This window comes from Derxia lacustris (assembly GCF_002105195.1).
GTDB classification, from domain to species: Bacteria; Pseudomonadota; Gammaproteobacteria; order Burkholderiales; family Burkholderiaceae_E; genus Derxia; species Derxia lacustris.
This window is the reverse complement of the sequence record NZ_MUHU01000029.1, coordinates 1-23,860: the sequence shown is the minus strand read 5'-3', so window position 1 is coordinate 23,860 and position 23,860 is coordinate 1. Positions and strand designations below refer to the sequence as shown.

The window sequence follows — 23,860 nt, the reverse complement described above, 5'->3', positions numbered from 1 at the left end:
GGACGATGAAGCGGCGGCCGGCGGGCCGCGAACGACTACGCAAACGGGCGACGCGCACCCGCCGGCAACTCAGAACGGCGACATGCCCACCGCGCCCATCGCGGCCTCGATGGGCACCGCGAAGCCGATGCCGATGAAGGTCTCGTGCGGGGTCGGATTCATGATCGCGGTGACGATGCCGACCACATTGCCGTCGAGCGTGACCAGCGGCCCGCCCGAGTTGCCCGGATTGGCGGCGGCATCGAACTGGATCAGTCCGGTCATCGGCGCATCGCTGCCGGGCGCGCCAAAGCGCCGGTCCAGCCCCGACACCACGCCGGCCGAGGTGGACGGCCCGATGCCGAACGGAAAGCCGACCGCCAGCACCTCCTGCCCGGGCAGCAGGTCGTGGCTGGAGCGCAGCGTGGCGGCATGCAGATCGTCGGGCAGCACGCGCGCGCGCAGCACCGCCAGATCGATGCGCGGATCGGCGCCGATCAGGTCGGCCGGCGACTCGCTGCCGTCGGCAAAGGTCACGCTGATGCGGCCCTTGCCCGACACCACATGCAGATTGGTGAGGATGCTGCCGTCCTCGGTCACGACCACGCCGCTGCCGATGCTGATGCCGCTGTCGGGCGCATGCGGCGGGCCGGCGCCGTCGGGCGCGCGCGCCGGATTGCGGCCGATGTCGGGATGGCCGGGCGGCAGCGCCGGCGCGCGCCGGGCCGGCGCCGGCTCGCTGCGGCTGCCGGGTCCGCCGGCGCCGCCGGACCGGGGCCGCGCCGCCGCTGCCGGCGCCTCGTCATGCTCGACCTTGATGCGCACCACCGACGGCGCAATCGCCGCCTGCGCCGCCGCCAGCGCCGAGGCGAGCGGCTTCTTGCCGATGGAGGCGCGCAGCGCCTGATCGATCTCGTCGATCTCGGGCACGACCGGCAGCGGCCGCAGCCAGGCGGCCCAGCCGGCCAGCGCGGCCACCGCCAGCAGCGCCGCCGCCCAGACCCAGCGCTCATGCCGCCGCAGCAGCGCGCGCCAGCGCCGGGGCGCGGCCGGTACGGCGCTCGCGGCCGGCTCGGCGGGTTCGGCCGGCGGCGCGATTGCCTGGGCACCGACCGGCGCCAGCACGGCAGCGGCCGCCGCGCGCGACGGGGAACGACTCTGGATGGGCCTGCGACTCATGGGCGTGCTCCGGCTGCGTGGGGCTGGGGGCACGGTAACGCCGCGCGGAAGCCAGCGGCAACTGTCGCCGGCCGGCAAAAGCGCCGGCGCGGTGTTACGTGTCGAGGCGCGGAAAGACCACGCTGACGCGCAGGCCCAGCCCGCCGTCGCCGGCGTCGAGCACGGCGTCGCTGCCGTGGGCGCGGCAGATCTCGCGGACGATGGCCAGTCCCAGTCCGCTGCCGTCGCCCTGGCCGTCGCGCAGGATGCGATAGAAGCGGTGGAACACCCGCTCGCGCTCGGCCGGCGCGATGCCGGGGCCGGTGTCGGTCACGCTGAACAGCAGCGCGGCCGGCGTGTCGGCGGGCGTGTCGGCCGGCGCGACCGCCACCGTCACGCTGCCGCCGCGCGGCGTGTAGCGCAGCGCGTTGTCGACCAGATTGAGCGCCATCTCGCGCAGCAGCGCCGCATTGCCGAGCACGCTGCGCGCGGCGGTCGGCGCGCCGGCCAGCGCCTCGGCATCGAAGCCGAGATCGATGCCGCGCGCGACCGCGATCGGGCTCAGCTCGGCCGCCACCTCGCGCGCCAGCGCCACCAGATCGAGCGGCGCGCGCTCGCTGGCCAGCCCGTTCACCGCCTCGGCGCGCGACAGCGCCAGCAGCTGGTCGGTCAGGCGCTGGGTGTGGCGCAGGCTGTGGCCCAGGCCGTCGAGCGCGCTGCGCATTTCGGCCGGGTCGTGCTGGCGCAGGCCGTAGTCGATCTGGGTGCGCAGCACCGCCAGCGGCGTGCGCAGCTGGTGCGCCGCATCGGCCAGAAAGCGCTTGCGCGCCTGCACCATCGCCTCGATGCGCTCCATGTGGTGATTGACCGCCACGATCAGCGGCGCCACCTCGGCCGGAATGCCGCGCGTCGCGACCGGCGTCAGATCGTCGTCGCGGCGCTGGGCAAACGCATCGCCCAGCCGCGTGAGCGGCCGGAATGCGGTGGTCAGCGTGAGCCAGATGACGATCAGCCCGCCGCCGACCAGCAGCGCCTGACTGCGCAGGCTGTCGATGAACAGCTCGCGCGCGACGCGGGCGCGCAGCTCGGTGGTTTCGGCCACCACCACCAGCACGCTGTCGGCATTGCGCTGCTCGGGGTCGTAGAGGCGCTTGCGCAGCGTCACCACGCGCACCGGCTCGCCGCGATAGTCGCCATCGAGCGTGGCGGTCGGCGCGGTCGAGGGCGAGGGGCGCGGCAGGTCTTCATAGCCGGTGATGGCCTCGCCGTCGGGCCAGTACACGCCGTAGAACACGCGCTCGTTGGCGCCGTCGCCCAGCATGTCGAGCGCGGCATAGGGCAGATCGACCACCACCTCGCCATGCACCGAATAGCTGCGGTCGGCGATGAGATGAGCCGACGACAGCAGGCTGCGGTCGTAGGCGCGGTTGACGGTCTCGCGCGCGGTGCGCTGGGCGGTCCAGCCGTTGACCAGCAGCAGCAGCAGCATCGACGGCAGCAGCCAGCGCGCGACCCGGCCGCGCAGGCTCACGCCGCCCATGCCGGCCATCAGCGCGCCAAAGCGCCAGCCGCGCGCCCGATGCTCGGTGCCGGGCAGGCGCGGCGGCAGCTCCACGGCCGATGGCGCCGCGCGCTTCATTCGCCCTCGCTCAGCAAGTAGCCCAGGCCGCGCAGCGTGGTGATGACCGCGCCCGAGCCTTCGAGCTTCTTGCGCAGCCGGCTCACATAGCTCTCGATGGCCTCGGGCCGCGCGTCGGCATCGAAGTCGAACACCTTCTCGAACAGCAGCTCGCGCGACACCGGCTTGCCCTGGCGCGCGACCAGCGCCTCCAGCACCGCCAGCTCGCGCGGCGTGAGCGCGACCGGCTTGCCGTCCAGGCTGACGAGCCGGCTGCTGCTGTCGATGTCGAGCCGGCCCACGCGCTGCACCGGCGCCCGGCCGCCGCCGCGCCGCAGCAGCGCCTTGATGCGCGCCTCCAGCTCGGCCAGCTCGAAGGGCTTGGTCAGGTAGTCGTCGGCGCCCAGGTTGAGGCCGCGCACGCGGTCGTCGGTGCTGCCGCGCGCGGTGAGGATCAGCACCGGGATCGCGCTGCCGCGTGCGCGCAGCCGGCGCAGCACCTCCAGCCCGTCGAGGCCCGGCAGCGACAAGTCGAGGATGAGCAGGTCGTAGGGCTGGGTCAGCAGCGCATGGTCGGCATGGTCGCCGCGCGCCATCAGGTCGATGGCATGGCCGCCCTGGCGCAACGCGCGCGCCAGCCATTCGGCGAGTTCTTGCTGGTCTTCGACAAGCAGCAGGCGCATGGTTCGGTCTTTCTCGGCGACAGACGGGCGGGCCGCGATTTCAACACGATGCAGCGCCGCCCGGTCAGTCCGCCGGCGCCAACCGCAAGCCCTCCCCGACATTCATGGAACTCCGTCAGCTGCGCTATTTCGTCCGCGTCGTCGCCCTCGGGAGCATGGGTCGCGCCGCCGACGATCTTGGCGTGGTGGTGTCGGCGCTGAGCCAGCAGATCAGCCGGCTCGAAGGTGAACTTGCCGTGCGTCTTCTGCAACGCAGCTCGACCGGCACCCGGCCGACCGAGGCCGGTCTCGCCTTCCTGCATCAGGCCCAGCTCGCCCTGCGCCATGCCGACGATGCCGCGCGCGCGGCCCAGCTGGCGCGGCTGTCGGGCCATGCCAGCGTCGGGCTCGCGCCGTCCACGTCGGCGGTGCTGGCGCTGCCGCTGCTGCGGGCGATGCGCGAGCGCCATCCCGATGTGCGGCTGCGGCTGGTCGAGAGTCTGTCGGGCAATCTCGCGTCGATGCTCGCGACGCGCCAGCTCGATCTGGCCGTGCTGTTCGCCACCGATGGCACCCAGCGCTGGAGCGTGCAGCCGCTGCTCACCGAACGGCTGTTCCTGCTCGGCGCGCGCGAGCTGCCCGGCCTGCCGCGCGAACCGCAGGTCACGCTCGGCAGGCTGGCCGGCGTGCCGCTCATCATGCCGACCGGCCAGCACGGGCTGCGCTCGATCATCAACGCCGGCTTCGCGCGCGCCGGCTTCACGCCCGACGTGACCTTCGAGATCGACGGCCTCGCCGTGCTCATGGACGCGGTGCGCGCCGGCCTCGGCGCGACGATCCAGCCCGGCGCCGCCAGCGTGCGGCTGCCGCGCGACTGCATCGTCGCCTCCGAGATCGCGGACGCGGGGCTGCTGCGCCGCAACCTGCTCGCCAGCCTGTCCGACGACGAGCTCTCGCCGGCGGCGCTCGCGGCGCGCGTCGTGCTCGCCGACGTGGTGCGCGAGCTGGTGCGCGCCGGCGACTGGCCCGGCGCCACCCTTCACGAAAGCTGAAGCCCCCTTGCCGGACCGCGTCTGGCGCCGTCCATCACCGCTTCCTAGATTCCGGCCACCCTGGAGGAGAACCGGATGCTGGATGTTTTGGTGATCGGCGGCGGCAACGCCGCCCTGTGCGCCGCGCTCACCGCGCGCGAAGCCGGCGCGAGCGTGCTGATGCTCGAATCGGCGCCGCGCGAGCTGCGCGGCGGCAATTCGGCGCACACGCGCAACCTGCGCTGCATGCACGACGCGCCGCAGGACGTGCTGGTCGATGCCTACCCGGAAGAGGAGTACTGGCAGGACCTGCTCAAGGTGACGGGCGGGCGCACCGACGAACAGCTCGCGCGCCTCGTGATCCGCGCCTCGTCCACCTGCCGGCCGTGGATGGTGAAGCACGGCGTGCGCTTCCAGCCGCCGCTGTCGGGCGCGCTGCATGTGGCGCGCACCAACGCCTTCTTCATGGGCGGCGGCAAGGCGCTCGTCAACGCCTACTACCGCAGCGCCGAAAAGCTCGGCGTGCAGGTGCGCTACGAGACGCCCGTCGAGCGCATCGAGCTGCGCGACGGCCGCTTCGTCGCCGCCATCGGCCGCAACGGCGAGCGCTTCGAGGCCCGCAGCTGCGTGGTCGCGGCCGGCGGCTTCGAGTCCAACCGCGAGTGGCTGCGCGAGGCCTGGGGTCGCGACGAGCGCGGCGAATGGCCGGCCGACAACTTCCTCATCCGCGGCACGCGCTTCAACCAGGGCGTGCTGCTGCGCCAGCTCATCGACGCCGGCGCCGACAGCATCGGCGACCCGTCGCAATCGCATTGCGTGGCGATCGACGCGCGCGCGCCGCTCTACGACGGCGGCATCTGCACCCGCATCGACTGCGTGTCGCTCGGCGTGGTGGTGAACCGCGAGGCGCGCCGCTTCCATGACGAGGGCGAGGATTTCTGGCCCAAGCGCTATGCGATCTGGGGCCGGCTGGTCGCGCGCCAGCCGGGGCAGATCGCCTGGTCGATCATCGACGCGAAGGCGGTCGGCCGCTTTATGCCGCCGGTGTTTCCGGGCACGCGCGCCGACACGCTCGACGACCTCGCGCGCCAGCTCGGCCTGCCGGTCGGCCCCTTCGTCGAGACGCTCGCGGCCTACAACGCCGCCTGCCGCGTCGGCCGCTTCGACCACACGACGCTCGACGACTGCCATACCGACGGCATCGCGCCGCCCAAGACGCACTGGGCGCTGCCGATCGACACCCCGCCGTTCTACGGCTACGCGCTGCGGCCGGGCATCACCTTCACCTACCTCGGCCTGCGCACCGACGCGACCGCCGCCGTGCGCTTCGCCGACCAGCCGAGCGACAACCTGTTCGTCGCCGGCGAAATGATGGCCGGCAACGTGCTGGGCCAGGGCTACACGGCCGGCGTCGGCATGTCGATCGGCACGGCCTTCGGCCGCATCGCCGGCGCCGGTGCCGCCGCCGCGAGCCGCCTCGCCACCGCGCGCACCCACACCGCGAAGGAGGCCCGCCATGCGTTCGCCTGATGCCCTGACTGCCGCCGCGCCGCGCGCCGCCGGCGCCGCTTCCGCCAAGTCAGCGAATGGCGCAGCGACCGCCCCCGCCGCGCGCGTGATCCCGATCCGCGCCCTCGACAGCAACACCGCCGAGGTCGCGCGGCAGATGCAGATCTGCAATGCCTGCCGCTATTGCGAAGGCTTCTGCGCCGTGTTCCCGGCGATGACGCGGCGGCTCGAATTCGGCGCCGCCGACGTGGCCTATCTCGCCAACCTCTGCCACAACTGCGGCGCCTGCTATCACGCTTGCCAGTACGCGCCGCCGCACGAGTTCGCGGTGAACGTGCCGCGCGCGATGGCGCAGGTGCGGCTCGACAGCTATGCGCAGTTCGCCTGGCCGGCGCCGCTCGGCGCGGCCTACCGCGCCAACGGACTCGTGCTGTCGCTGGCGCTGTCGGTCGGGCTGGCGCTGTTCCTGGCGCTCGCGCTCGCCGCCACCGGCGGACTCGTGCATGCGCCGCTCGCGGGCAATTTCTACGCGGTGTTTCCGCACAACCTGCTCGCGGCGCTGTTCGGCGCGGTGTTCGGCTGGGCGGTGCTGGCACTCGGCATGGGCGTGCGGCGCTTCTGGCGCGAGCTGGCGCCGGGCGGCATCAGCGCGGCGGCCGGCGCCGAGGCGGCGAGCGCCGCGATCACGCTGCGCTATCTCGGCGGCGGCCACGGCGACGGCTGCAACGAGGCCGACGACGCCTTCAGCCTCGCGCGGCGGCGCTTCCACCACCTGACGGCGGGCGGCTTCATGGCCTGCTTCGCGGCGACCGGCGTCGCGACGCTCTACCACTACCTGCTCGACCTGCACGCGCCCTATGCGCTCACCAGCCTGCCGGTGCTGCTCGGCACGGCGGGCGGCGTCGGCCTGCTGGTCGGCCCGGCCGGCCTGCTGTGGCTCAACCTCAGGCGCGATCCGCAGCGCGGCGACCCGGCGCAACGGCCGATGGATCGCGGCTTCATCGCACTGCTGCTGCTCACCAGCGCCACCGGCCTCGGCCTGCTCGCGGGCCGCGACGGCCCGGCGATGGCGCTGCTGCTCGCGCTGCATCTGGGCGTGGTGATGGCGCTCTTCCTCACCCTGCCCTACGGCAAGTTCGCGCACGGCGTGTTCCGCTGCGCCGCCCTGCTCAAGCATGCGATCGAGAAGCGCCAGCCCGACCGGCTGCGCCTCGGCGCCGACTGAAGCCTCGCGGCCGGGCGCGTTGCGTCCGGCACGACCGGCGATCCCCTGCCAGCGATTCGACAGGCAGGACTTCGACCATGCGCCGCGCCAGGTCGGCGGCGCTCCACAACGACAGCCTCCACCGCCCTTTCCGGCGGTGCGTCGCCCGACCACCATCCCATCGAGGAGACATCCATGACCACCCCTTCGACCGCCGCCGACGGCGGGCGCCGCGCCTCGCGCCTCGGCGCCGTGCTGCGCGTGACCAGCGGCAACTTTCTCGAACAGTTCGACTTCTTCCTGTTCGGCTTCTACGCGACCCACATCGCGCGCGTGTTCTTCCCGGCCGCGAGCGAATTCGCCTCGCTGATGCAAACCTTTGCAGTGTTCGGCGCCGGCTTCCTGATGCGCCCGCTCGGCGCCATCGTGCTCGGCGCCTATATCGACGAGGTCGGCCGCCGCAAGGGGCTGATCGTGACGCTGGCGATCATGGCCAGCGGCACGCTGCTGATCGCCTTCGTGCCCGGCTACGACAGCATCGGCCTGCTCGCGCCGGCGCTCGTGCTGATCGGCCGGCTGCTCCAGGGCTTCTCGGCGGGCGCCGAGCTGGGCGGCGTGTCGGTATACCTGTCGGAGATCGCGACGCCGGGCCGCAAGGGCTTCTACACCTCGTGGCAGTCGGGCAGCCAGCAGGTGGCGGTGGTGCTCGCGGCGCTGCTCGGCTACGGCCTCAACCAGTCGCTCGACGCGGCCGAGGTCGCGGCCTGGGGCTGGCGCGTGCCCTTCTTCGTCGGCTGCATGATCGTGCCCTTCATCTTCTTCCTGCGCCGCAGCCTGACCGAGACCGCCGCCTTCCAGGCCCAGCGCCATCACCCGACCACGGCCGAGGTGTTCCGCACCATGCGCGCCAACTGGCGCCTCGTCATCGCCGGCATGCTGCTCAGCTCGATGACGACCTCGACCTTCTATCTCATCACCGTCTACACGCCCACCTTCGGCAAGACCGTGCTGCATCTGAGCACCGCCGAGAGCCTGCTGGTGACGGTGTTCGTCGGCCTGTCGAACTTCGTCTGGCTGCCGGTCGGCGGCACGCTGTCCGACCGCTTCGGCCGCAAGCCGCTGCTGGTGGGCGTGGCCTTCGTCGCGATGCTCACCGCCTATCCGGCGCTGCACTGGCTCGCGCAGGCACCGAGCTTCGACCGGCTGCTCGCGGTGCTGCTGCTGCTGTCGAGCTACTTCGGCCTGTACAACGGCGCGATGGTCGCAGCGCTCACCGAGGTGATGCCGGCCCAGGTGCGCGTGGTGGGCTTCTCGCTCGCATTCAGCCTGGCCACCGCCGTGTTCGGCGGCTTCACGCCGGCCATCTCGACCTGGCTCATCGAGACCACGGGCGACAAGGCCGCGCCGGGCGCCTGGCTCAGCGTCGCGGCGCTGTGCGGCCTGAGCGCGGCGCTGTTCCTGTACCGCCGCTCGGCGCCGGTCATCGGCGCCGATCCGGTGCGCAACGGCGCCTGAGCGCCTCGCTTCAGCGCGCCGGCAAGGCCTCCAGCCCGGTGCGCTCGATGACCGGCGCGGCGGCCGGCGAGCCGAAGTAGCGGATCAGCGCCCGCGCCGCCTCGGGCGCGCGCGCCGTCGTGGTGATGCCGGCCGAGAAGAAGGTCGCGCGCTGGGCGCCCTCGGGCAGCACGCCCACGAAGTCCACGCCCGGCACCGGCAGCAGCTCGCTCACCTGCTGGAAGCCGATCTCCGCATCGCCGCGCGCCACCACCGCCGCGACGCGCGCGCTCTCGATGCGCTGGAGCTTCGGCGCGATCGCCTCGGCCACGCCGAGCTTCGGGAACAGTTCGGTCGAGAGATAGGTGCCGCTCGCGCTGGCCGAGTAGGCAACCGACTTCGCCGCGAGCAGCGTCTGCTTCAGCGCCTCGACCGTCGCGATGTCGGGCCGGGGCGCACCGGCGCGCACCACCATGCCGATCGACGAGCGCACGAGATCGACCTCGCTGCCCGGCACCACCTTGCCCGCCTTCACCAGGGCGTCGAGCGCCGGGCGCGCCAGGATCACCACGTCGGCCGGCTCGCCGCGATCGAGCCGGCTCGGGATCGAATCGGCCGCCCCGCCCTGCGACGCACCGAATGCCGATCTGATCGTGTGCCCGGTGTCGTGCTCGAAGGCCGGCACCAGCTCCCGGTAGGCGGCGGTGAAGGCACCCGAGGTCATGACATCGATCTCGGTCGCGAGCGCCGGACCCGCGAGCAAGGCGCTCGCCGCGATGGCCGCGCCGACGCGGCGCAACCGGCCCATCGGATCGGGACGGAATGACAAGCCGGACATGGCTTCTCCCTTGGTCGTGAAATGGCGCGACGTTAAGAGCGCCGCGCCGCCCGCGACAAGCCGCGCAGCGCGGGGACATTCCCCAGCCCCGATCGCCAGCGGATTGCCAGCTTTGCGCCCTAGGAACGCGCCCTCGCGCGCGGCGCCTGCCCGCCGGAGCGCGAGGCCGACGCAGCGCCGTGCAAGCCTGTGCAAGGCCGCCGCGACACGGGACTTTCCCTGAGCGCCGCGCCGTCTCCCCAGGGGAACGCCCCTTGGCCGCCGCAACCTGCCGGCCATCGCCAGAATTTCGACAGCCTCCGTCCCTAACTTGCACCTCGCCGCAGCACGCGACGACAACGACAAGACCCGCAAAGGGGGAGACGAAATGAAGCTTCAAGCGATGGGCGCATGCGCCCTGGTCGCCGGCCTGGGCGCGACGCAAGCCGCGTTCGCGCAGACCGCGCCGGCCGCATCCTCGGTGACGATCTACGGGATCATGGACGCCGGCATCGAGTACCGCACCCGCAACAACAGCGGCGGCGACGGCATGTGGCGCGTCAATTCCGGCGGCCTCAACACCTCGCGGCTCGGCTTTCGCGGCAGCGAGGATCTGGGCGACGGCAACCGCGCCGTGTTCAACCTGGAAGGCGAGGTCAACCTCGATACCGGCGCGAGCGGCTCGGCGATCTGGGGCCGGCTCGCCTACGTGGGGCTGGAGCGCAAGGGCCTCGGCACCGTGATGCTCGGCCGCAACTCGACCACCGTGTACGACTTCGTGCTGCCGCACGACTTCATGGGCTATGCGCCGCAGTACTCCTGGCTCACGTCCACCGCCAGCGTGCCGGCCACCGGCTACACCAGCCGCGTGAGCAACGCCGTCAAGTACGTCGGCAAGTTCGACGCCTTCACGCTCGGCGCGCATTACAGCTTTGGCGAGGTCGCCGGCGCCACCGGCTCGAACAGCGCCTACGGCTACGGCCTCGGTTACAACAAGGGCGCGGTATCGGCGCAACTGAGCTTCGACGAAGGCCGCAGCGGCGGCACCGAGGCGCTGCCCGCCTCCACCCGCAACCGCAGCGTCGTCGGCTCGGGCAGTTACGACTTCGGCCCGGCCAAGCTCTACGCCGGCGTGCGCGCCACCACCCGCGCGCCGGCCGTGCCGAGCGCCGCCACGCCGCACAACCGGGGCGACCTCTACTGGCTCGGCGCCAGCGCGCCGCTCACGCAGGCGGTCACGCTCTACGGCGGCGTGTACTACGAGAACAAGCGCGATACCGATTCCAATCCGGCCATGCTCGCCGGCAAGCTCACCTACAACCTGTCGAAGCGCACCTGGCTCTATGCGGTGGCGGCCAGCGCGCGCAGCAGCAAGGACGACGCGAGCGGCCGCGTGCCGACCGGCGTGTTCCGCGACCAGACGCCTGTCGGCAGCCAGCAGTCCGGCTTCGGCGTCGGCGTGCAGCACCGCTTCTGAAAAACACGAGGAGACAGCATGAACATCGTCATCAGGCGCCGGGCCATCGCGCTCGCGCTCGCCGCCCTCGGCACCTGCGGCGCGGCGCGCGCCCAGAGCGCCGCCGACATCGCCCAGGCCAAGGTCGAGGGCCAGGTCGTGATCTACAGCGCCACCGACCAGAAGCAGATCGCGCCGCTGCTGCGCGACTTCGAGGCGCTCTACCCGGCCATCAAGGTCGAGTACCACGACATGAACTCGACCGAGGTCTACAACCGCTTCATCTCGGAAAGCGCCGCCGGCGCCTCGGCCGACGTGATGTGGTCGTCGGCCATGGACCTGCAGGTCAAGCTGGTCAACGACGGCTATGCGCTGGCCTACAAGCTCAGCGACGCCAGCAAGCTGCCCGACTGGGCAATCTGGAAGAACGAAGCCTTCGGCACCACCTACGAGCCGGTCGGCTTCGTCTACAACAAGCGGCTGGTCGATGCCGCCGACGTGCCCAAGACCCACGCCGACTTCACCAGACTGCTCACCGCCAAGGCCGACAAGTTCAAGGGCAAGGTCACCACCTACGACCCCGAGAAGAGCGGCGTCGGCTTCAGCTTCCACAGCCAGGACGCGCTGACCAATCCGGCCGGCTTCTGGGAGCTGGCGAAAGCGATGGGCCAGACCGGCGTGCGCGTGCAGTCGAGCACCGGCACGATGATGGAACGCATCGCCTCGGGCGAGAACCTGATCGGCTACAACCTGCTCGGCTCCTACGCGCTGACCCGCGCCGCCAAGGACCCGAGCATCGGCGTGAGCTTTCCGACCGACTACACGCTGGTGATGAGCCGGGTGATGTTCATCGCCAAGGGCGCCAAGCATCCGGCCGCGGCGAAGGTGTTTCTCGAATACATCTTGTCGCAGCGCGGCCAGACCGTGATCGCGAGCGACGCCGACCTGTTCGCGATCCGCTCCGACGTGAAGGGCGACACCACCATCAGCGGCCTGCAGGCCCAGCTCGGCAATGCGCTCAAGCCCATCGTCATCGGGCCCGGGCTGCTCACCTATCTCGACCAGGCAAAGCGGCTTGAATTCCTCAAGCAGTGGAACGCCGTGAAGAGCCCGAAATGAGCACGCCCGCGACCGCCCTTCCGCACGGCAAGCATGCCGGCGACGATGGCCACGGCAGGCGCACGCGCCCGGCCCGCCTGCCCTTCCCGACCGCGCGGGTGGCGGTCGTGGGCGTGCTGGCCGTCTGCGTGCTCACGCCGCTGCTGCTGATCCTGTACCAGAGCTTTCTGTCGGGCGCCTTCTTCATGAAGGGCAGCTCGGCCACGCTCGACGCCTTCCGCTTCATCTTCGAGGATGAGGACTTCTGGGTCGCCGGCCGCAACTCGGTGGCGATCGCGCTCGGCATGGCGGCGATCTCGCTGCCGCTCGGCGCGGCGCTGGCCTTCCTGATGGTGCGCACCGACCTGCCCGGCCGCCGCCTGCTGGAGCCGCTGCTGCTGGTGCCGGTGTTCATCTCGCCGGTGGTGCTGGCCTTCGGCTATGTGGTGGCGATGGGGCCGGTGGGCTTTGCCTCGGTGTGGGCCGAGAAGCTGTTCGGCTTTGTGCCGTGGAACATCTACTCGCTGTTCAGCATTGCGCTGGTCGCGGGGCTGACGCATGTGCCGCACGTCTACCTGTACTCGTCGTCGGCGCTGCGCAATCTGGGCAGCGATGTGGAAGAGGCGGCGCGCATCGCCGGTGCCAATCCGTTCAAGGTGGCGCTGCATGTGAGCGTGCCGCTGATCGCGCCGGCGCTGCTGTATGCCGGCGTGCTGATGTTCTTCCTCGGCTTCGAGATCTTCGGTCTGCCGCTGGTGCTGGGCGACCCCGAAGGCCATCTCGTGCTGACCACCTATCTGTACAAGCTCAGCAGCAAGCTCGGCACGCCCAGCTACCAGCTGATGGCGGCGGTGGCGGTCTGCATCATCGCGGTCACGCTGCCGCTGGTGCTGCTGCAACGCCTGCTGCTGCGCACCGCCAACCGCTACGCCAGCATCAAGGGCAAGGCCGCGCGCCAGCGTCCGCTGATGCTGGGCAAGTGGAAGTTCGCGGCGTTTGCCATCGTGGGTCTGTGGCTGCTGTTCACGGTGCTGATCCCGCTGGCCGGCGTGACGCTGCGCGCCTTCGTGACCAGCTGGGGCGAGGGCGTGAACCTGCTCGACGTGCTCACGCTCGACAACTTCCGCCAGGTGTTCGAGGACCGCACGATGGTGCGCGCCATCGTCAACTCCATCCTGATCGGCACGGTGGGCGGCGCGATTGCCGTGGCCTGCTATGCCGCCATCGGCCTGAGCACGCACCGCAAGCACGACGGCCTGGTGCGCATCGTCGACTATCTGGTGATGACGCCGCGCGCCATTCCGGGCCTGCTCGCTGGCTTGGCGATCTTCTGGGTCTTCCTGTTCGTGCCCTTTCTCAATCCGCTGCGCAGCACGGTCATCAGCATCTGGATTGCGTACACGGTGGTGTGGCTGGCCTACGGCATGCGGCTGATCCAGAGCGCGCTGTTGCAAGTGGCGCCCGAGCTGGAAGAAGCCGCGCGCCTCACCGGCGCCAGCGCCGGCCGCACGCTGCGCGACATCACGCTGCCGCTGATCCGCAACGGGCTGCTCGCGTCGTGGCTGCTCATCTTCATGATCTTCGAGCGCGAGTATTCGACCGGCGTCTATCTGCTGGCGCCGGGCACCGAGGTGATCGGCTCGGTGCTGGTCTCGCTGTGGTCCACCGGCGCGGTGGATGTGGTGGCCGCGCTTTCGCTCATCAACATCGCCCTCGTGGGCACCGGGCTGGCGATTGCGCTGCGCTTCGGCATCAACCTGCACAAGTGAGACGGCCATGACGACTGCAACCGCACAACCGCACAAGGCAAGCACGATGAACGCTGCCACCACCGTCCTGAGCGTCAGCGACCTGAGGCTCAGCTATGGCGACAACCCCATCCTCAAGGGCGTGTCGATGGACCTGCATCGCGGCGAGGTGATCTCGCTGCTGGGCCCGTCGGGCAGCGGCAAGACCACGCTGCTGCGCGCCGTGGCCGGGCTTGAGCAGCCGCATGAAGGCCGCATCGCCATCGCCGGCAAGACGGTGTTCGACGGCGCCGGCCGCATCGAGATTCCGGCCGAGCAGCGCAACCTCGGCCTGGTGTTCCAGAGCTATGCGCTGTGGCCGCACAAGACGGTGTTCGACAACGTGGCCTACGGCCTCAAGCTGCGCAAGACCGATGCCGCGACCATCAAGGAGCGCGTCGGCGATGCGCTCGAGAACCTCGGCCTCGGTCATCTGGGTGCGCGCTATCCGCACCAGCTGTCGGGCGGCCAGCAGCAGCGCGTGGCCATCGCGCGGGCGCTGGTCTACAACCCGCCGGTCATCCTGCTCGACGAGCCGCTGTCCAACCTCGACGCCAAGCTGCGCGAGGAAGCCCGCGCCTGGCTGCGCGAGCTGATCGTGCGACTGCAACTGTCGGCGCTGGTGGTCACGCACGACCAGGGCGAGGCGATGGCGATGAGCGACCGCATCCTGCTGCTCAACGGCGGCAAGATCGAGCAGCAAGGCACGCCGACCGAGATGTACAGCCAGCCGGCGTCGCTGTTCGTCGCCGGCTTCATGGGCACCAACAACACGCTCAAGGGCCGCGTCAGGTCGCGCACCGACGACGACATCTGCCTCGACCTCGGCGAGCACAAGCTCTGGGGCAAGCGCCGTGGCCAGGCCGCGCCGGGCGGCATCGGCGACGAGGCGGTCGGCGTGGTGCGGGTCGAGGGCGTGAAGCTCGCGGCCGGCCCCGGCCCCAACTGCCTGCCGATGGATCTGGTCACGTCGATGTACCTGGGCGACCGCTGGGAATACGTGCTCGACAGCGCCGGCACGCTGGTGCGCGCGCATGGCAACGCGCCCATCGAGGCCGGCCGGCGCTGGGTCGAGATTCCGCCGGAACGGCTCTGGGTGTTTGCCTGAAGCACGCGCTGACGCTCGCGGCCTGCGCGCTCGGCGGCGCGGGCTTTGCCGCGCTGCACATTCCGCTGCCGTGGATGCTGGGTTCGCTGTTCGTGATGGCGGCGCTGCGGCTGGGGCCGCGCACCGGCAGCACGCCCCGGCGCGGGCGCTTTGCCGGGCAGTGGATCGTCGGCACTGCGCTCGGCTTGCAGTTCACCCCGCCGGTGCTGGGCGCGGTGGCCAGCGTGGGCGGATGGCTGCTGCTCATCGCGGCGAGCGCGCCGCTGCTGGCCTGGGTCGGCAGCGCGCTGCTGCGGCGCTGGTGCGCGCTCGATGCGGGCACGGCGTGGTTTGCCAGCATGCCGGGCGGCGCGATGGAAATGTCGGTGCTGGCCGAGCGCGCCGGCGCGCGCGTGGACCGGGTTGCCATTGCGCAAAGCCTGCGCGTGCTCATCGTGGTGGTCACGCTGCCGCCGCTGTTCGTGCTGCTGGGCGTGCATGGCAGCGACAGCTGGCAGGTGTCGGGCGCGCTGCTGGCGTGGCCGGCGATGGCCGGGCTGCTGGCGGCCAACGCGGCGCTCGGCTGGCTGGCGGCGCGCGCCGGCATTCCCAATGCGTGGGTGCTGGCGCCGCTGTTCGGCGCGGCGCTGGCGGCCGGCGCGGGCGGGCTCGACGGCCATCTGCCGCTGCCGGCGGTGGATGCGGCGCAGGTGCTGATCGGCGCCGCGCTCGGCGCGCGCTTCGACCGCTCGATGCTGACCGGCGCGCCACGCTTCGTCGCGGCGGTGGTGATGAGCAATGCGGTCGCGCTGGCGCTGTGCGTGCTGCTCGCCTGGGCGGTGGCGGCGGCATCGGGGCTGGCGCTGCCGACGCTGGTGCTGGCCGGCGCGCCGGGCGGCATCTCGGAGATGGCGCTGACGGCGGGCAATCTGGGGCTGGGCACGCCGGTGGTGGTGGCGGCGCATGTGATGCGAGTGGTGCTGGTGGTGCTGTCGGCGGGGCCGATGCACGCGCGGGTGATCGCTCGCAACAGCTGAGGCGGCTCGGGTAGGCCAAGCTTGTCCAACTGGTGCGTGCCAGAACCGCATCGAATGCTTCGGTGACAACAATCCGGCAGCCCGCATCGAGGCCGCCGTACCGTCATCGGGGGCCGCATGGCGCGGATCGACACGGCAGCATTCATCACACCCGGCGCGCGCCGGCATGGCCTGCGGGCCGGCATGACCTGGCTCGCGGTCGCCGCGCTGGCGGCATGCAGCGTGCTCAACCCGGTGCCATCGCAGGACGACGACCGCTTCTTCGGCCGCAACGACGGGCAGGCGGCCAGCCGGCCCACCGACTGCATCGCCGGCGACACGCGCGACGCCTGCCAGCCACCGCCAACCCGGCTCGACGACTACGCCGCCGGCCTCGGCCACGACCTGTGGGATGCCGACCTGCGCCGGCGCCAGCTGACCCGGCTCGGCGTCGAGCGCATGCAGATCGCCAGCGCCTACAACGCCCTGCTCTATCCGCTCGGCGCGCTGGTCGGCGCCGCGCTGCTCGCCGATCCGTCGGCCAGCCTCACGCGCGACGCCGCCGCCGTCGCGCTCGGCACCTACGGCCTGCTGTCCTCCGGCATCCCCGACCGCGACAAGCTCTATCTCGAAGCCGCGCGCCAGACCTCGTGCGCGATGACGCTGGCGAGCGTCGATCTCTATCCGGCCGGTGACCGCAACTGTTCGGCTGGGTCGAGCGTGTGTCGCGCGCACGAAGCCGGCTGGTACTCGGCCAGCGGCTACGGGCTGGCGCTGGCCATCGACCAACTCGACCGTGGCCTGCGCGAATACGAAAGAAACTTCAACAGCCTGCAGCTCTCGGCTCGGCCGCGCGTGCGCAAGGCGGGCGGCCCGGCACCGACCACGCTACAGAAGCGCCTCAACGAAGTCGGGGCGGCAACCGCCAGCGGCTCAAGCGGCCCCAGCTACAAGGACAGCCTGCTCAAGCTCCAGGCGCTGGAACGCGAAGACCTGGAAAGCGGACGCAGGGAGCTGGCCAAGCTGCGCGCCATCGACGCCGAGTTGCGCGACGCCGGCCCGCACCTGCGCCAGCGCGTTTCGGAAGTGAACCGGCGGCTGCTGCAAGCGCTCAACGATCGCGCACCTGCGCTGGCCAAGCCTGACCAGTTCGCCAAGATCGTGGCTGAGCTCGCCACCGAAGTGGCTGCGATCAAGCAAGGCCTGCCCAATGTCCAGAACGGCATAGCCACCGGACAGGGCGCGCGCAAGCCCGCCGAGCCGCTCAACGCCAGCGACCTGTCGGCCTTCGACGATTGCTCGATGAAGGAATTGCGGAAGCTGCTCGGCGACACCCGCGCCACCCTGCTCGATGCCATCGGCGTGGCCCGGCAATGGCAGACCGACCACGAGGCCCGGCGCGCCAGCGTCACGGCCGAAGCCCTGCGCGCCAATTGCAGCGCCGACCTGTTCGGCAGCGCCGCCGCGCTCGGCCTGCCGGCCAAGCCCGCCGCCGGAGCCACGCCATGAGCGCCGCCCGCGCACGCCGCGCGCTGCAAGCCGCGTTCCGCCACGCCGGGCGCCAGCTGGCTGGGCTGGCCCGGGGTCTGCCCGACTGGCTCGATGCCGGCGCGGTGCATGCCATTGCCCTGCCGCTCGATCCGGCGCGCTGGGAATTCAGCCTTGCCGTCGCCGACGGCATTCCGCTCGCGGCGCTGCCGGCCCGCTGGCAGCTGGCGCCCGGGCTGCCGCCGCTGCGGCTGCGCCGGCTGCGCGCCGCGCCGGCGCGGGCGCAGAACGCCATCGGCCTCGAACGCCTGGCCGTGCCGACCGGCACCGGCACCGCCACCTGTCTGGTGCGCGACCGGCTCGCGCCCAACCGCAACTACCTGCTCAGCGCCGGCCATGTGCTGGCACCCGATGCCCGCGCGCGCTGGGACGACCGGTTCGCGCTCAGCTTTGGCGACCGCGCGCTCGACCTCGCCGGCAAGCTGCGCGAATGGCAGCCCGCCGTCGGCCTCGATGCCGCCGAGCTGCCGCGCAGCCCGATCGACGCCGGCCTGATCGAGATCGATGCGCTGGTACTCGCCGAGCTGCGCGAACTGCTCGCCGCCCGGCCCGATGCGCTGCCGACCGGCATCGACGACCAGCTCGCGCCCGACCGCGCAGTAAGCCTGCGCCGCACCGACGGGCCGCTGGCCGGCGCGCTGCGCATCAACTGGTCGGGCAAGGTCAGCATCCCCGATGGCGACGACTATCCCGACTACTTCCTGCTCGACGCCGTGGGTTACGCCACCCGCGCGCCGACCCGGCCCGGCGACAGCGGCGGCGCCGTCTGGACCGCCGACGATGCCCTGCTCGGCATGCACATCGGCGAGATCGATCCGCTCGCCAGCCAGGGCGCCAATGCGGTGTTCGGCCGCATCGCGCCGGTGCTCGACTGGTACAGCGTCAAGCCCTATCTGCGCAACGATCCGGCCACGCTCACCGAGGCCGACCGGCCGCGCCTCGCGCAGCGCAGCGCCACGCCGCCGGCCAGCGCCTTCGCGCCCGAGCCGACGCCGGCCCGGCCCGATGCCGCCTTCCGCGCACGCGAGATCGAGATCGTCGCCAAGACGCTGTGGGGCGAGGCGCGCGGCGAATCGCAGGCCGGCATGGAAGCCGTCGCCTGCGTGATCGACAACCGCAAGCGCAGCGGCTATCGCGGCCGCACCACGCATTCGGCGGTCTGCCTCGACCCGAAACAGTTCAGCTGCTGGAACCTCGACGATCCCAATCGCCGCAAGCTCGAAGCGCTCGACGCCCGGCCCGACGACGACTATCGGCGCGCCCGCGCCATCGCCGAGCGGCTGCTCGACGGCGGCATCGCCGACCCGACCCGCGGCGCGCGCCATTACGTGACCCGGGCCGCGCGCGAGCTCACCTACTGGGCGCGCGGCAAGTCGCCGAGCGCCGTCATCGGCAACCACGCCTTCTTCAACGACATCGCCTGATCCGCCATGGACAACGACATCCTCGACCTGGTGATCGGCCTGGTGCTGATCTACGCCGTGGTGGCCCTGCTGGTCACCTCGCTGCAGGAAGCCATCGACGGCACGCTGTTCAAGGGCCGTTCGGTCGTGCTCTACCGCATGCTGCTCGAAGCCTGCGGACGCAGTCGCGACCTGCGCGAGCGGGTGCTGGCCAATCCGCTGGTGTTCGCGCTGTCGGCCGGCGACAAGCCCGCCGATCCCGACAGCTGGTTGGCGCGCGGCCCGTCCGAGATTCCGCCCGACGTGTTCGCGCGCGCCCTGCTGATGGAACTCGATCCGGCCAGCGGCGGCCGCCCGCCGTCCGACAGCCATGCCACGCCGAGCGCCTTCCTCGATGCGCTCGACGGCAACCAGGACGATTCCGACGCCACCCGCATCCGCAAGACGCTGCGCGGGCTGGCGGTCGGCCACGAGGGCGACTGGACCGGCTTCGAGAACGCCATCGCGGCCTGGTTCAGCCTGATCGGCGACCGCGCCAACGGCTGGTTCCGGCGCCGCAGCGCCAAGGCAACCTTCCTGATCGGCTTTGCGGTGGCGGCCAGCCTCAACCTCGACAGCCTCAACATCGTCGAGCGGCTGGCCAGCGAGCCCGAAGCCCGTGCCGCGCTGGCCAACCTGGGCGAGCGCGTCGCCGCCGAGCGCGAAGGCAAGCCCGATCCGCGCCCCGCCACCGGCTCGGCCCAGGCGCCCGAAGCGCGCCTGTCGGCCAGCCTGACCGATGCCTACAACCGGCTGCGCCCGGCCTTCATGCAGGACAAGGACATCGCCCAGCTGCAATACCGGCTCGGCGACGTGAAGACCTATTGCGCGATTCCGGGCTACATCGCCAAGGGCGAACGCGGCGGCTCGGCCAACGACGGGCCAAAGAAGGACGGCGACCCCAACGCCACGGAAGCCGACAAGCTCGCCAGCGCCTATCTGTCCGAGCCGAAAAGCTGGCTCGAAGTCATCCCCTTCGCGGTGCTGCCGGCGGTGGAAGTGGCGCTCGGCCATTACCCGTCGCCGGTATCGGGTCGGACGACCGACAAGCCGGCCAACGAGAGCGAGACCTACACCACCCTGCGCCATGCCCATGCCTGCCTCGCCCACATCTCGGCCTGGGTGCGCGCGGCGCGCACCGTGAGCAAGTCCGAAGACGTGCGGCGCGCAATGGGCGAAGCCGCCGGCTTTCTGGAGGAAGCCAAGGCGGCGCTCATCACGCTGATCGGCCAGGAGCGGCCGAACCAGCGGCTCGCGCGGCTGTTTGCGCGCAATCCGGAGCTGTTCGCCGAATGCGCCCGGAGCGAATCCAGCCTCGCGGCGATCCGCGACTGCATGGGCGACCGGGGCAATCTGCTGGCCAGCCTGCCGATCGGCTGGACGCCGACCAACAAGGCGGCGCAGTTCTGCAAGGTGGCGGTCGGCCCGCTGCCCGGCGCGACCGAGCGCGGCACCGAAATCGGTCTGACCCAGATCACCCGCTGCGAGCAGGTCTGCCGCAAGAGCTGCGAGGCGCCCGCAGCCGCCGTCGCACTTGCCAAGGCCGAGGGCAACACGCCCGATTCCGGCCAAAGCTGTCAGCAATGCGTGACCGAATGCAGCCGGACGGCCTACCGCCCCGTGACCGTCAGCCTCGATCCGGCAAAGCCTCAGCCCGACGGCTGGCTCTGCACCGCCAAGGTCGACGAGCGCGCCGAGATCGGCCTACGCTCGATGGCGATGCAGAGCAGCGGCAGCCTGAACTGGCTGCGCGTCCTCGCCGGCCTGGTGCTGACCACCGCCTTCATCGCACTTGGCGCGCCGTTCTGGTTCGACGTGCTGAGCCGCGTGGTCAAGCTGCGCGCCGCCGGCCGCCTGCGCGCCGATGAGGAAACCGCCGCCAAGGGCACCGGCAATGCGCCGCTGCCGTCCATCGCCACCCCGCCGGCGGATGGCAGTGGCGGAGGCGGCGCAGCGGCAGCCAAAAGCAGCGATGCGCCGGCCGGCATGGCGGCCGGGCTCAACGATTTCGAGAGCCAGCTCACGCGGCGCGAGATCGCCGCGCTCCAGGTCCGGCTCGGCGTCGCGCCGTCGAGCGTGCTCGACCGCGAAACCCGCATCGCGCTTAACAAGTGGCAGAACGACAACGGCTATACGCCGCTGCTCGACCAGCTCACGCCCACGCTCTACGAAGCCATCATGCAGCGCCCGGCCATCGCCGGCGCCAGCTCGGCCGCCAGTGCCGGCACCCGGCTGCGCGCCGGCGGCACGCTCGGCGGCGGCGCCAGCGGCCTCGGCGCCACGCTCGCCACGCTGCTCGATTTCGACTTCCGCAGCGGCGCCGGCAGCGCCGGCCGCTTCGATGCCGATCTGCGCGCGCTGGTCGTGCTTTACCGGCTCAAGAAGGAACGCGCGGCGGCGCTCGCCGCCGCCAGCGGCTTGGCGCCGCGCGATTGCGATCTGGCGCTGCCCAGGCTGGCGGAAAATGCGCCGGCCAGCCTTGACGAGATCGACGACGAACTCAACCGCGAGCTGCTCGGCTATCAGGGCACATCGGTGCTGCCGACCACGACCGTCGGCTCGCCGCCGGCCGCCCCGGCCAGCGCCCTCGCCGCGCGCCATCTGCGCGACGAGGCGCCCTGGCTCGACTGGGCCTATGGCGAGCTCGGACAGGTCGAGCGCAACCGCCATACCCGCGACGCCAGCAATCCGCGCATCTGCGAATACCTCGATGCGGTGGCGCCCGGTTTCGGCGACCACGGCGATGCCACCGCCTGGTGCGGCGCCTTCGTCACCTGGGTGCTCACGCGCTTCAACGCCGAGGTGGCCGCCGCCGGCGGCAGCCTGATGCTTGCCGGTGCGAGCCGGGCATTTGCCGCCCTGCCGGCCCCGCCCGCCAGCCCCGGACTGGCCAACAGCTGGGCCCAATGGCAGGACGCCGGAAGCCCGCCGGAACTGGCCAGGCGCACCAACGCCACCGACCGCAAGCGCGGCGACATCGTCGTGGTGAGCGTGGGCGAGAACCGGCATCACGTCGGCTTTTACGTCGGCGACAACGGTGGCCGCGTGGTGCTGCTCGGCGGCAATCAGGGCGACGACCGGGTCAAGCTGTCGGCCTTCCCGGCCGGCGCGATCGAGTGCGTGAACAATCCGCTCTGGCGCCAGTCCTGACTGCCGCCGCCACCGGAGCCCGCCATGCAGATCGACCGTCTCGACCATCTCGTGCTCACCGTCGCCAGCATCGACGCGAGCTGCGACTTCTACGCCCGGGTGCTGGGCTTCGAGGTCGTCAGCTTCGGTGCCGGCCGCAAGGCGCTCGCCTTTGGCCGGCAGAAGATCAACCTGCATCAGGCCGGCCGCGAGTTCGAGCCCAAGGCCGCCGCGCCCACGCGCGGCTCGGCCGACCTGTGCTTCATCGCCGTCACGCCGCTCGACGCGGTGATCGCCGAACTCGGCCGCGCCGGCGTCGCCATCGAAGACGGACCGGTGCGGCGCACCGGCGCGCGCGGGCCGATCCTGTCGGTCTACTTCCGCGACCCGGACGGCAATCTCATCGAGGTCTCGAACGAGATCGCGCCGGGCTAGGACGGCAGCGGCGCGCGGGCACAATCCGCGCCCCGCTTCCGTGACCGCCCGCGATGTCCCTCCAGCAACACGCCCTCCCCGCCGCGCCAGCCACGGCCACGCGCCACGCCGATCTGGCCGCCGTCATCTCCAGCATCGCCATCGTCGGCATCGCCACCGGCCTGACCGCGCCGCTGGTCACCGTGCGCATGACCGCCGCCGGCCATTCCGCCGAAGCCATCGGCCTGATGGCGGCGCTGCCGGCCGTGGGGCTGACGCTCGGCGCGCTGGCGTCGCCGCTGCTCACGCGGCTCGGCACGGTCAAGCGGCTGATGCTGCTCGCCACGCTCGGCTCGATGCTCGCCACCTTTGCGCTCGGCGCCAGCGCCAGCCTGCCGGTGTGGATCGCCGCGCGCCTGCTCATGGGCTGCTGCGACGGCGTGGGCGTGGTGCTCGGCGAAGCCTGGCTCAACCATCTGGCCGACGAGCGCCGGCGCGGCCGCCTCGTGGCGCTGTACGCGACCATCTACACGCTGTGCCAGGCCGCCGGACCGGGGCTGCTCGCGGGGCTGGGTGCCGACGGCTGGGCCGCGCTCGGGCTGGTGACGGCGCTGCATCTGGTCGCCTGCGGCTTCGTGCTGGCCACGCGCGGCGACTTCGAGCACGACGCCGAGGAAGCCGGCGGCGGCCTCGCCGGGCTGGCCATGCTGCTGCGCGCCACGCCGTCCATCGCCGCCGGCGTGCTGCTGTTTGCCGTGTTCGACGGCACAGTGCTGGCACTGATGCCGGTCTACGGCCTCGCGCACGGCTTTGGCGAGGCGCGCTCGGCGCTGATGATTAGCGCGGTGTTCTGGAGCGACGCCGCGATGCAGATTCCGCTCGGCTGGCTGTCCGACCGCATCGGCCGCGCCCGCGTGCATGCCGGCTGCGGCGCGGCGATGACGCTCGCCGCCTTCGCGCTGCCGCTGGCCGCCGGCAGCGGCGCCGACTGGCTGCTTTGGCCGCTGCTCTGCGTGATGGGCGCGGCGGCCGGCGGCACGTACACCTTGGCGATGGTGCTGACCGGCAGCCATTACGGCGGCGGGCGGCTGGTCGCGGCGAATGCGGCGCTGGGGTTGCTGTGGGGCGCGGGGAATCTGCTGGGGCCGGGGGCGGGGGGGGTGGCGGTGGGGCGGCTCGGCGGGGAAGGCTTGATGCTGATGTTCGGCGGGCTGGCGGCGGTGTTCTCGCTGGCGGCGATGCGGGCGGTGAAGCGCTTGGGCGCAGGCGCCAGGGTTGACGGCCACAGCGCCGGGCAATGAGGCCCGACCTGCATCGGTCGCCACGCTTGCCAGCGAGCGATGCCCGACCTGAAGCCTGCACAGACCGCCGCTTATCCACCTTCGACCCCGCCGTCGACGCACCCCACGCC

At 71.8% G+C, this 23,860-nt stretch carries 18 protein-coding genes; 14 read left to right on the top strand and 4 right to left on the bottom strand.

The window, feature by feature from the left end; all coding sequences use genetic code 11:
• Nucleotides 1-69 precede the first annotated feature (69 nt).
• The 3 genes from B9P64_RS19270 to B9P64_RS19260 form a co-directional block, all read right to left on the bottom strand.
• The gene (locus B9P64_RS19270; RefSeq protein WP_085317801.1) at nucleotides 70-1,158 is read right to left on the bottom strand and encodes a S1C family serine protease; all 1,089 of its coding nucleotides are present in this window, start codon (nucleotides 1,156-1,158) and stop codon (nucleotides 70-72) included.
• Between the two features lie 94 nt (nucleotides 1,159-1,252).
• A complete protein-coding gene (locus B9P64_RS19265) occupies nucleotides 1,253-2,776 on the bottom strand; it encodes a sensor histidine kinase (RefSeq protein ID WP_085317800.1) in 1,524 nt (507 codons plus the stop codon).
• The gene (locus B9P64_RS19260; RefSeq protein ID WP_085317799.1) at nucleotides 2,773-3,438 is read right to left on the bottom strand and encodes a response regulator; all 666 of its coding nucleotides are present in this window, start codon (nucleotides 3,436-3,438) and stop codon (nucleotides 2,773-2,775) included. The genes B9P64_RS19265 and B9P64_RS19260 overlap by 4 nt, the downstream gene beginning before the upstream one ends.
• Before the next feature lie 104 nt (nucleotides 3,439-3,542).
• Here B9P64_RS19260 and B9P64_RS19255 point away from each other — a divergent pair, with 104 nt between their 5' ends.
• The 4 genes from B9P64_RS19255 (at nucleotide 3,543) to tcuC (ending at nucleotide 8,676) form a co-directional block, all read left to right on the top strand.
• Nucleotides 3,543-4,469, top strand: a complete 927-nt coding sequence (locus B9P64_RS19255; RefSeq protein ID WP_085317798.1) for a LysR family transcriptional regulator — start codon at nucleotides 3,543-3,545, stop codon at nucleotides 4,467-4,469.
• A 75-nt stretch (nucleotides 4,470-4,544) separates the two neighbouring features.
• The gene (tcuA, locus tag B9P64_RS19250) at nucleotides 4,545-5,978 is read left to right on the top strand and encodes an FAD-dependent tricarballylate dehydrogenase TcuA (protein ID WP_085317797.1); all 1,434 of its coding nucleotides are present in this window, start codon (nucleotides 4,545-4,547) and stop codon (nucleotides 5,976-5,978) included.
• Entirely contained in the window at nucleotides 5,965-7,182 is a 1,218-nt protein-coding gene (gene tcuB, locus B9P64_RS19245) for a tricarballylate utilization 4Fe-4S protein TcuB (protein ID WP_085317796.1), read from the top strand. Before tcuA ends, tcuB begins: the two co-directional genes overlap by 14 nt.
• A gap of 174 nt (nucleotides 7,183-7,356) precedes the next feature.
• Nucleotides 7,357-8,676 carry an MFS transporter gene (gene tcuC / locus B9P64_RS19240; protein WP_085317795.1) on the top strand — a complete coding sequence of 440 codons (1,320 nt, stop codon included), beginning with the start codon at nucleotides 7,357-7,359 and terminating at the stop codon, nucleotides 8,674-8,676.
• Between the two features lie 10 nt (nucleotides 8,677-8,686).
• Here tcuC and modA read toward each other — a convergent pair whose 3' ends face one another.
• Nucleotides 8,687-9,493, bottom strand: coding sequence for a molybdate ABC transporter substrate-binding protein (gene modA / locus B9P64_RS19235; protein ID WP_085317794.1), 807 nt, complete (start codon nucleotides 9,491-9,493; stop codon nucleotides 8,687-8,689).
• Nucleotides 9,494-9,860: 367 nt separating this feature from the next.
• Between modA and B9P64_RS19230 the strand changes: the two genes are divergently transcribed.
• From B9P64_RS19230 to B9P64_RS19185, 10 genes are all read left to right on the top strand, one after another.
• Nucleotides 9,861-10,949, top strand: a complete 1,089-nt coding sequence (locus tag B9P64_RS19230; protein ID WP_139826411.1) for a porin — start codon at nucleotides 9,861-9,863, stop codon at nucleotides 10,947-10,949.
• A gap of 18 nt (nucleotides 10,950-10,967) precedes the next feature.
• A complete protein-coding gene (locus tag B9P64_RS19225; RefSeq protein WP_085317792.1) occupies nucleotides 10,968-12,047 on the top strand; it encodes an ABC transporter substrate-binding protein in 1,080 nt (359 codons plus the stop codon).
• Complete coding sequence (locus B9P64_RS19220; RefSeq protein ID WP_085317791.1) at nucleotides 12,044-13,795, top strand: ABC transporter permease; 1,752 nt, start codon at nucleotides 12,044-12,046, stop codon at nucleotides 13,793-13,795. Before B9P64_RS19225 ends, B9P64_RS19220 begins: the two co-directional genes overlap by 4 nt.
• 7 nt (nucleotides 13,796-13,802) lie before the next feature.
• Nucleotides 13,803-14,921: an ABC transporter ATP-binding protein gene (locus B9P64_RS19215; protein WP_235840052.1), complete on the top strand. Its 1,119-nt coding sequence runs from the start codon at nucleotides 13,803-13,805 to the stop codon at nucleotides 14,919-14,921.
• Entirely contained in the window at nucleotides 14,804-15,937 is a 1,134-nt protein-coding gene (locus tag B9P64_RS19210; protein WP_139826413.1) for an AbrB family transcriptional regulator, read from the top strand. The genes B9P64_RS19215 and B9P64_RS19210 overlap by 118 nt, the downstream gene beginning before the upstream one ends.
• A gap of 117 nt (nucleotides 15,938-16,054) precedes the next feature.
• Nucleotides 16,055-17,425, top strand: a complete 1,371-nt coding sequence (locus B9P64_RS19205) for a hypothetical protein (protein WP_085317789.1) — start codon at nucleotides 16,055-16,057, stop codon at nucleotides 17,423-17,425.
• Complete coding sequence (locus B9P64_RS27090) at nucleotides 17,422-18,888, top strand: cell wall hydrolase (RefSeq protein WP_217808718.1); 1,467 nt, start codon at nucleotides 17,422-17,424, stop codon at nucleotides 18,886-18,888. Before B9P64_RS19205 ends, B9P64_RS27090 begins: the two co-directional genes overlap by 4 nt.
• Nucleotides 18,889-18,894: 6 nt before the next feature.
• Nucleotides 18,895-22,056, top strand: a complete 3,162-nt coding sequence (locus B9P64_RS19195; RefSeq protein ID WP_085317788.1) for a C40 family peptidase — start codon at nucleotides 18,895-18,897, stop codon at nucleotides 22,054-22,056.
• 24 nt (nucleotides 22,057-22,080) lie between these two features.
• The gene (locus tag B9P64_RS19190; protein ID WP_085317787.1) at nucleotides 22,081-22,470 is read left to right on the top strand and encodes a VOC family protein; all 390 of its coding nucleotides are present in this window, start codon (nucleotides 22,081-22,083) and stop codon (nucleotides 22,468-22,470) included.
• A 53-nt stretch (nucleotides 22,471-22,523) separates the two neighbouring features.
• A complete protein-coding gene (locus B9P64_RS19185; protein WP_085317786.1) occupies nucleotides 22,524-23,750 on the top strand; it encodes an MFS transporter in 1,227 nt (408 codons plus the stop codon).
• Nucleotides 23,751-23,860 lie beyond the last annotated feature (110 nt).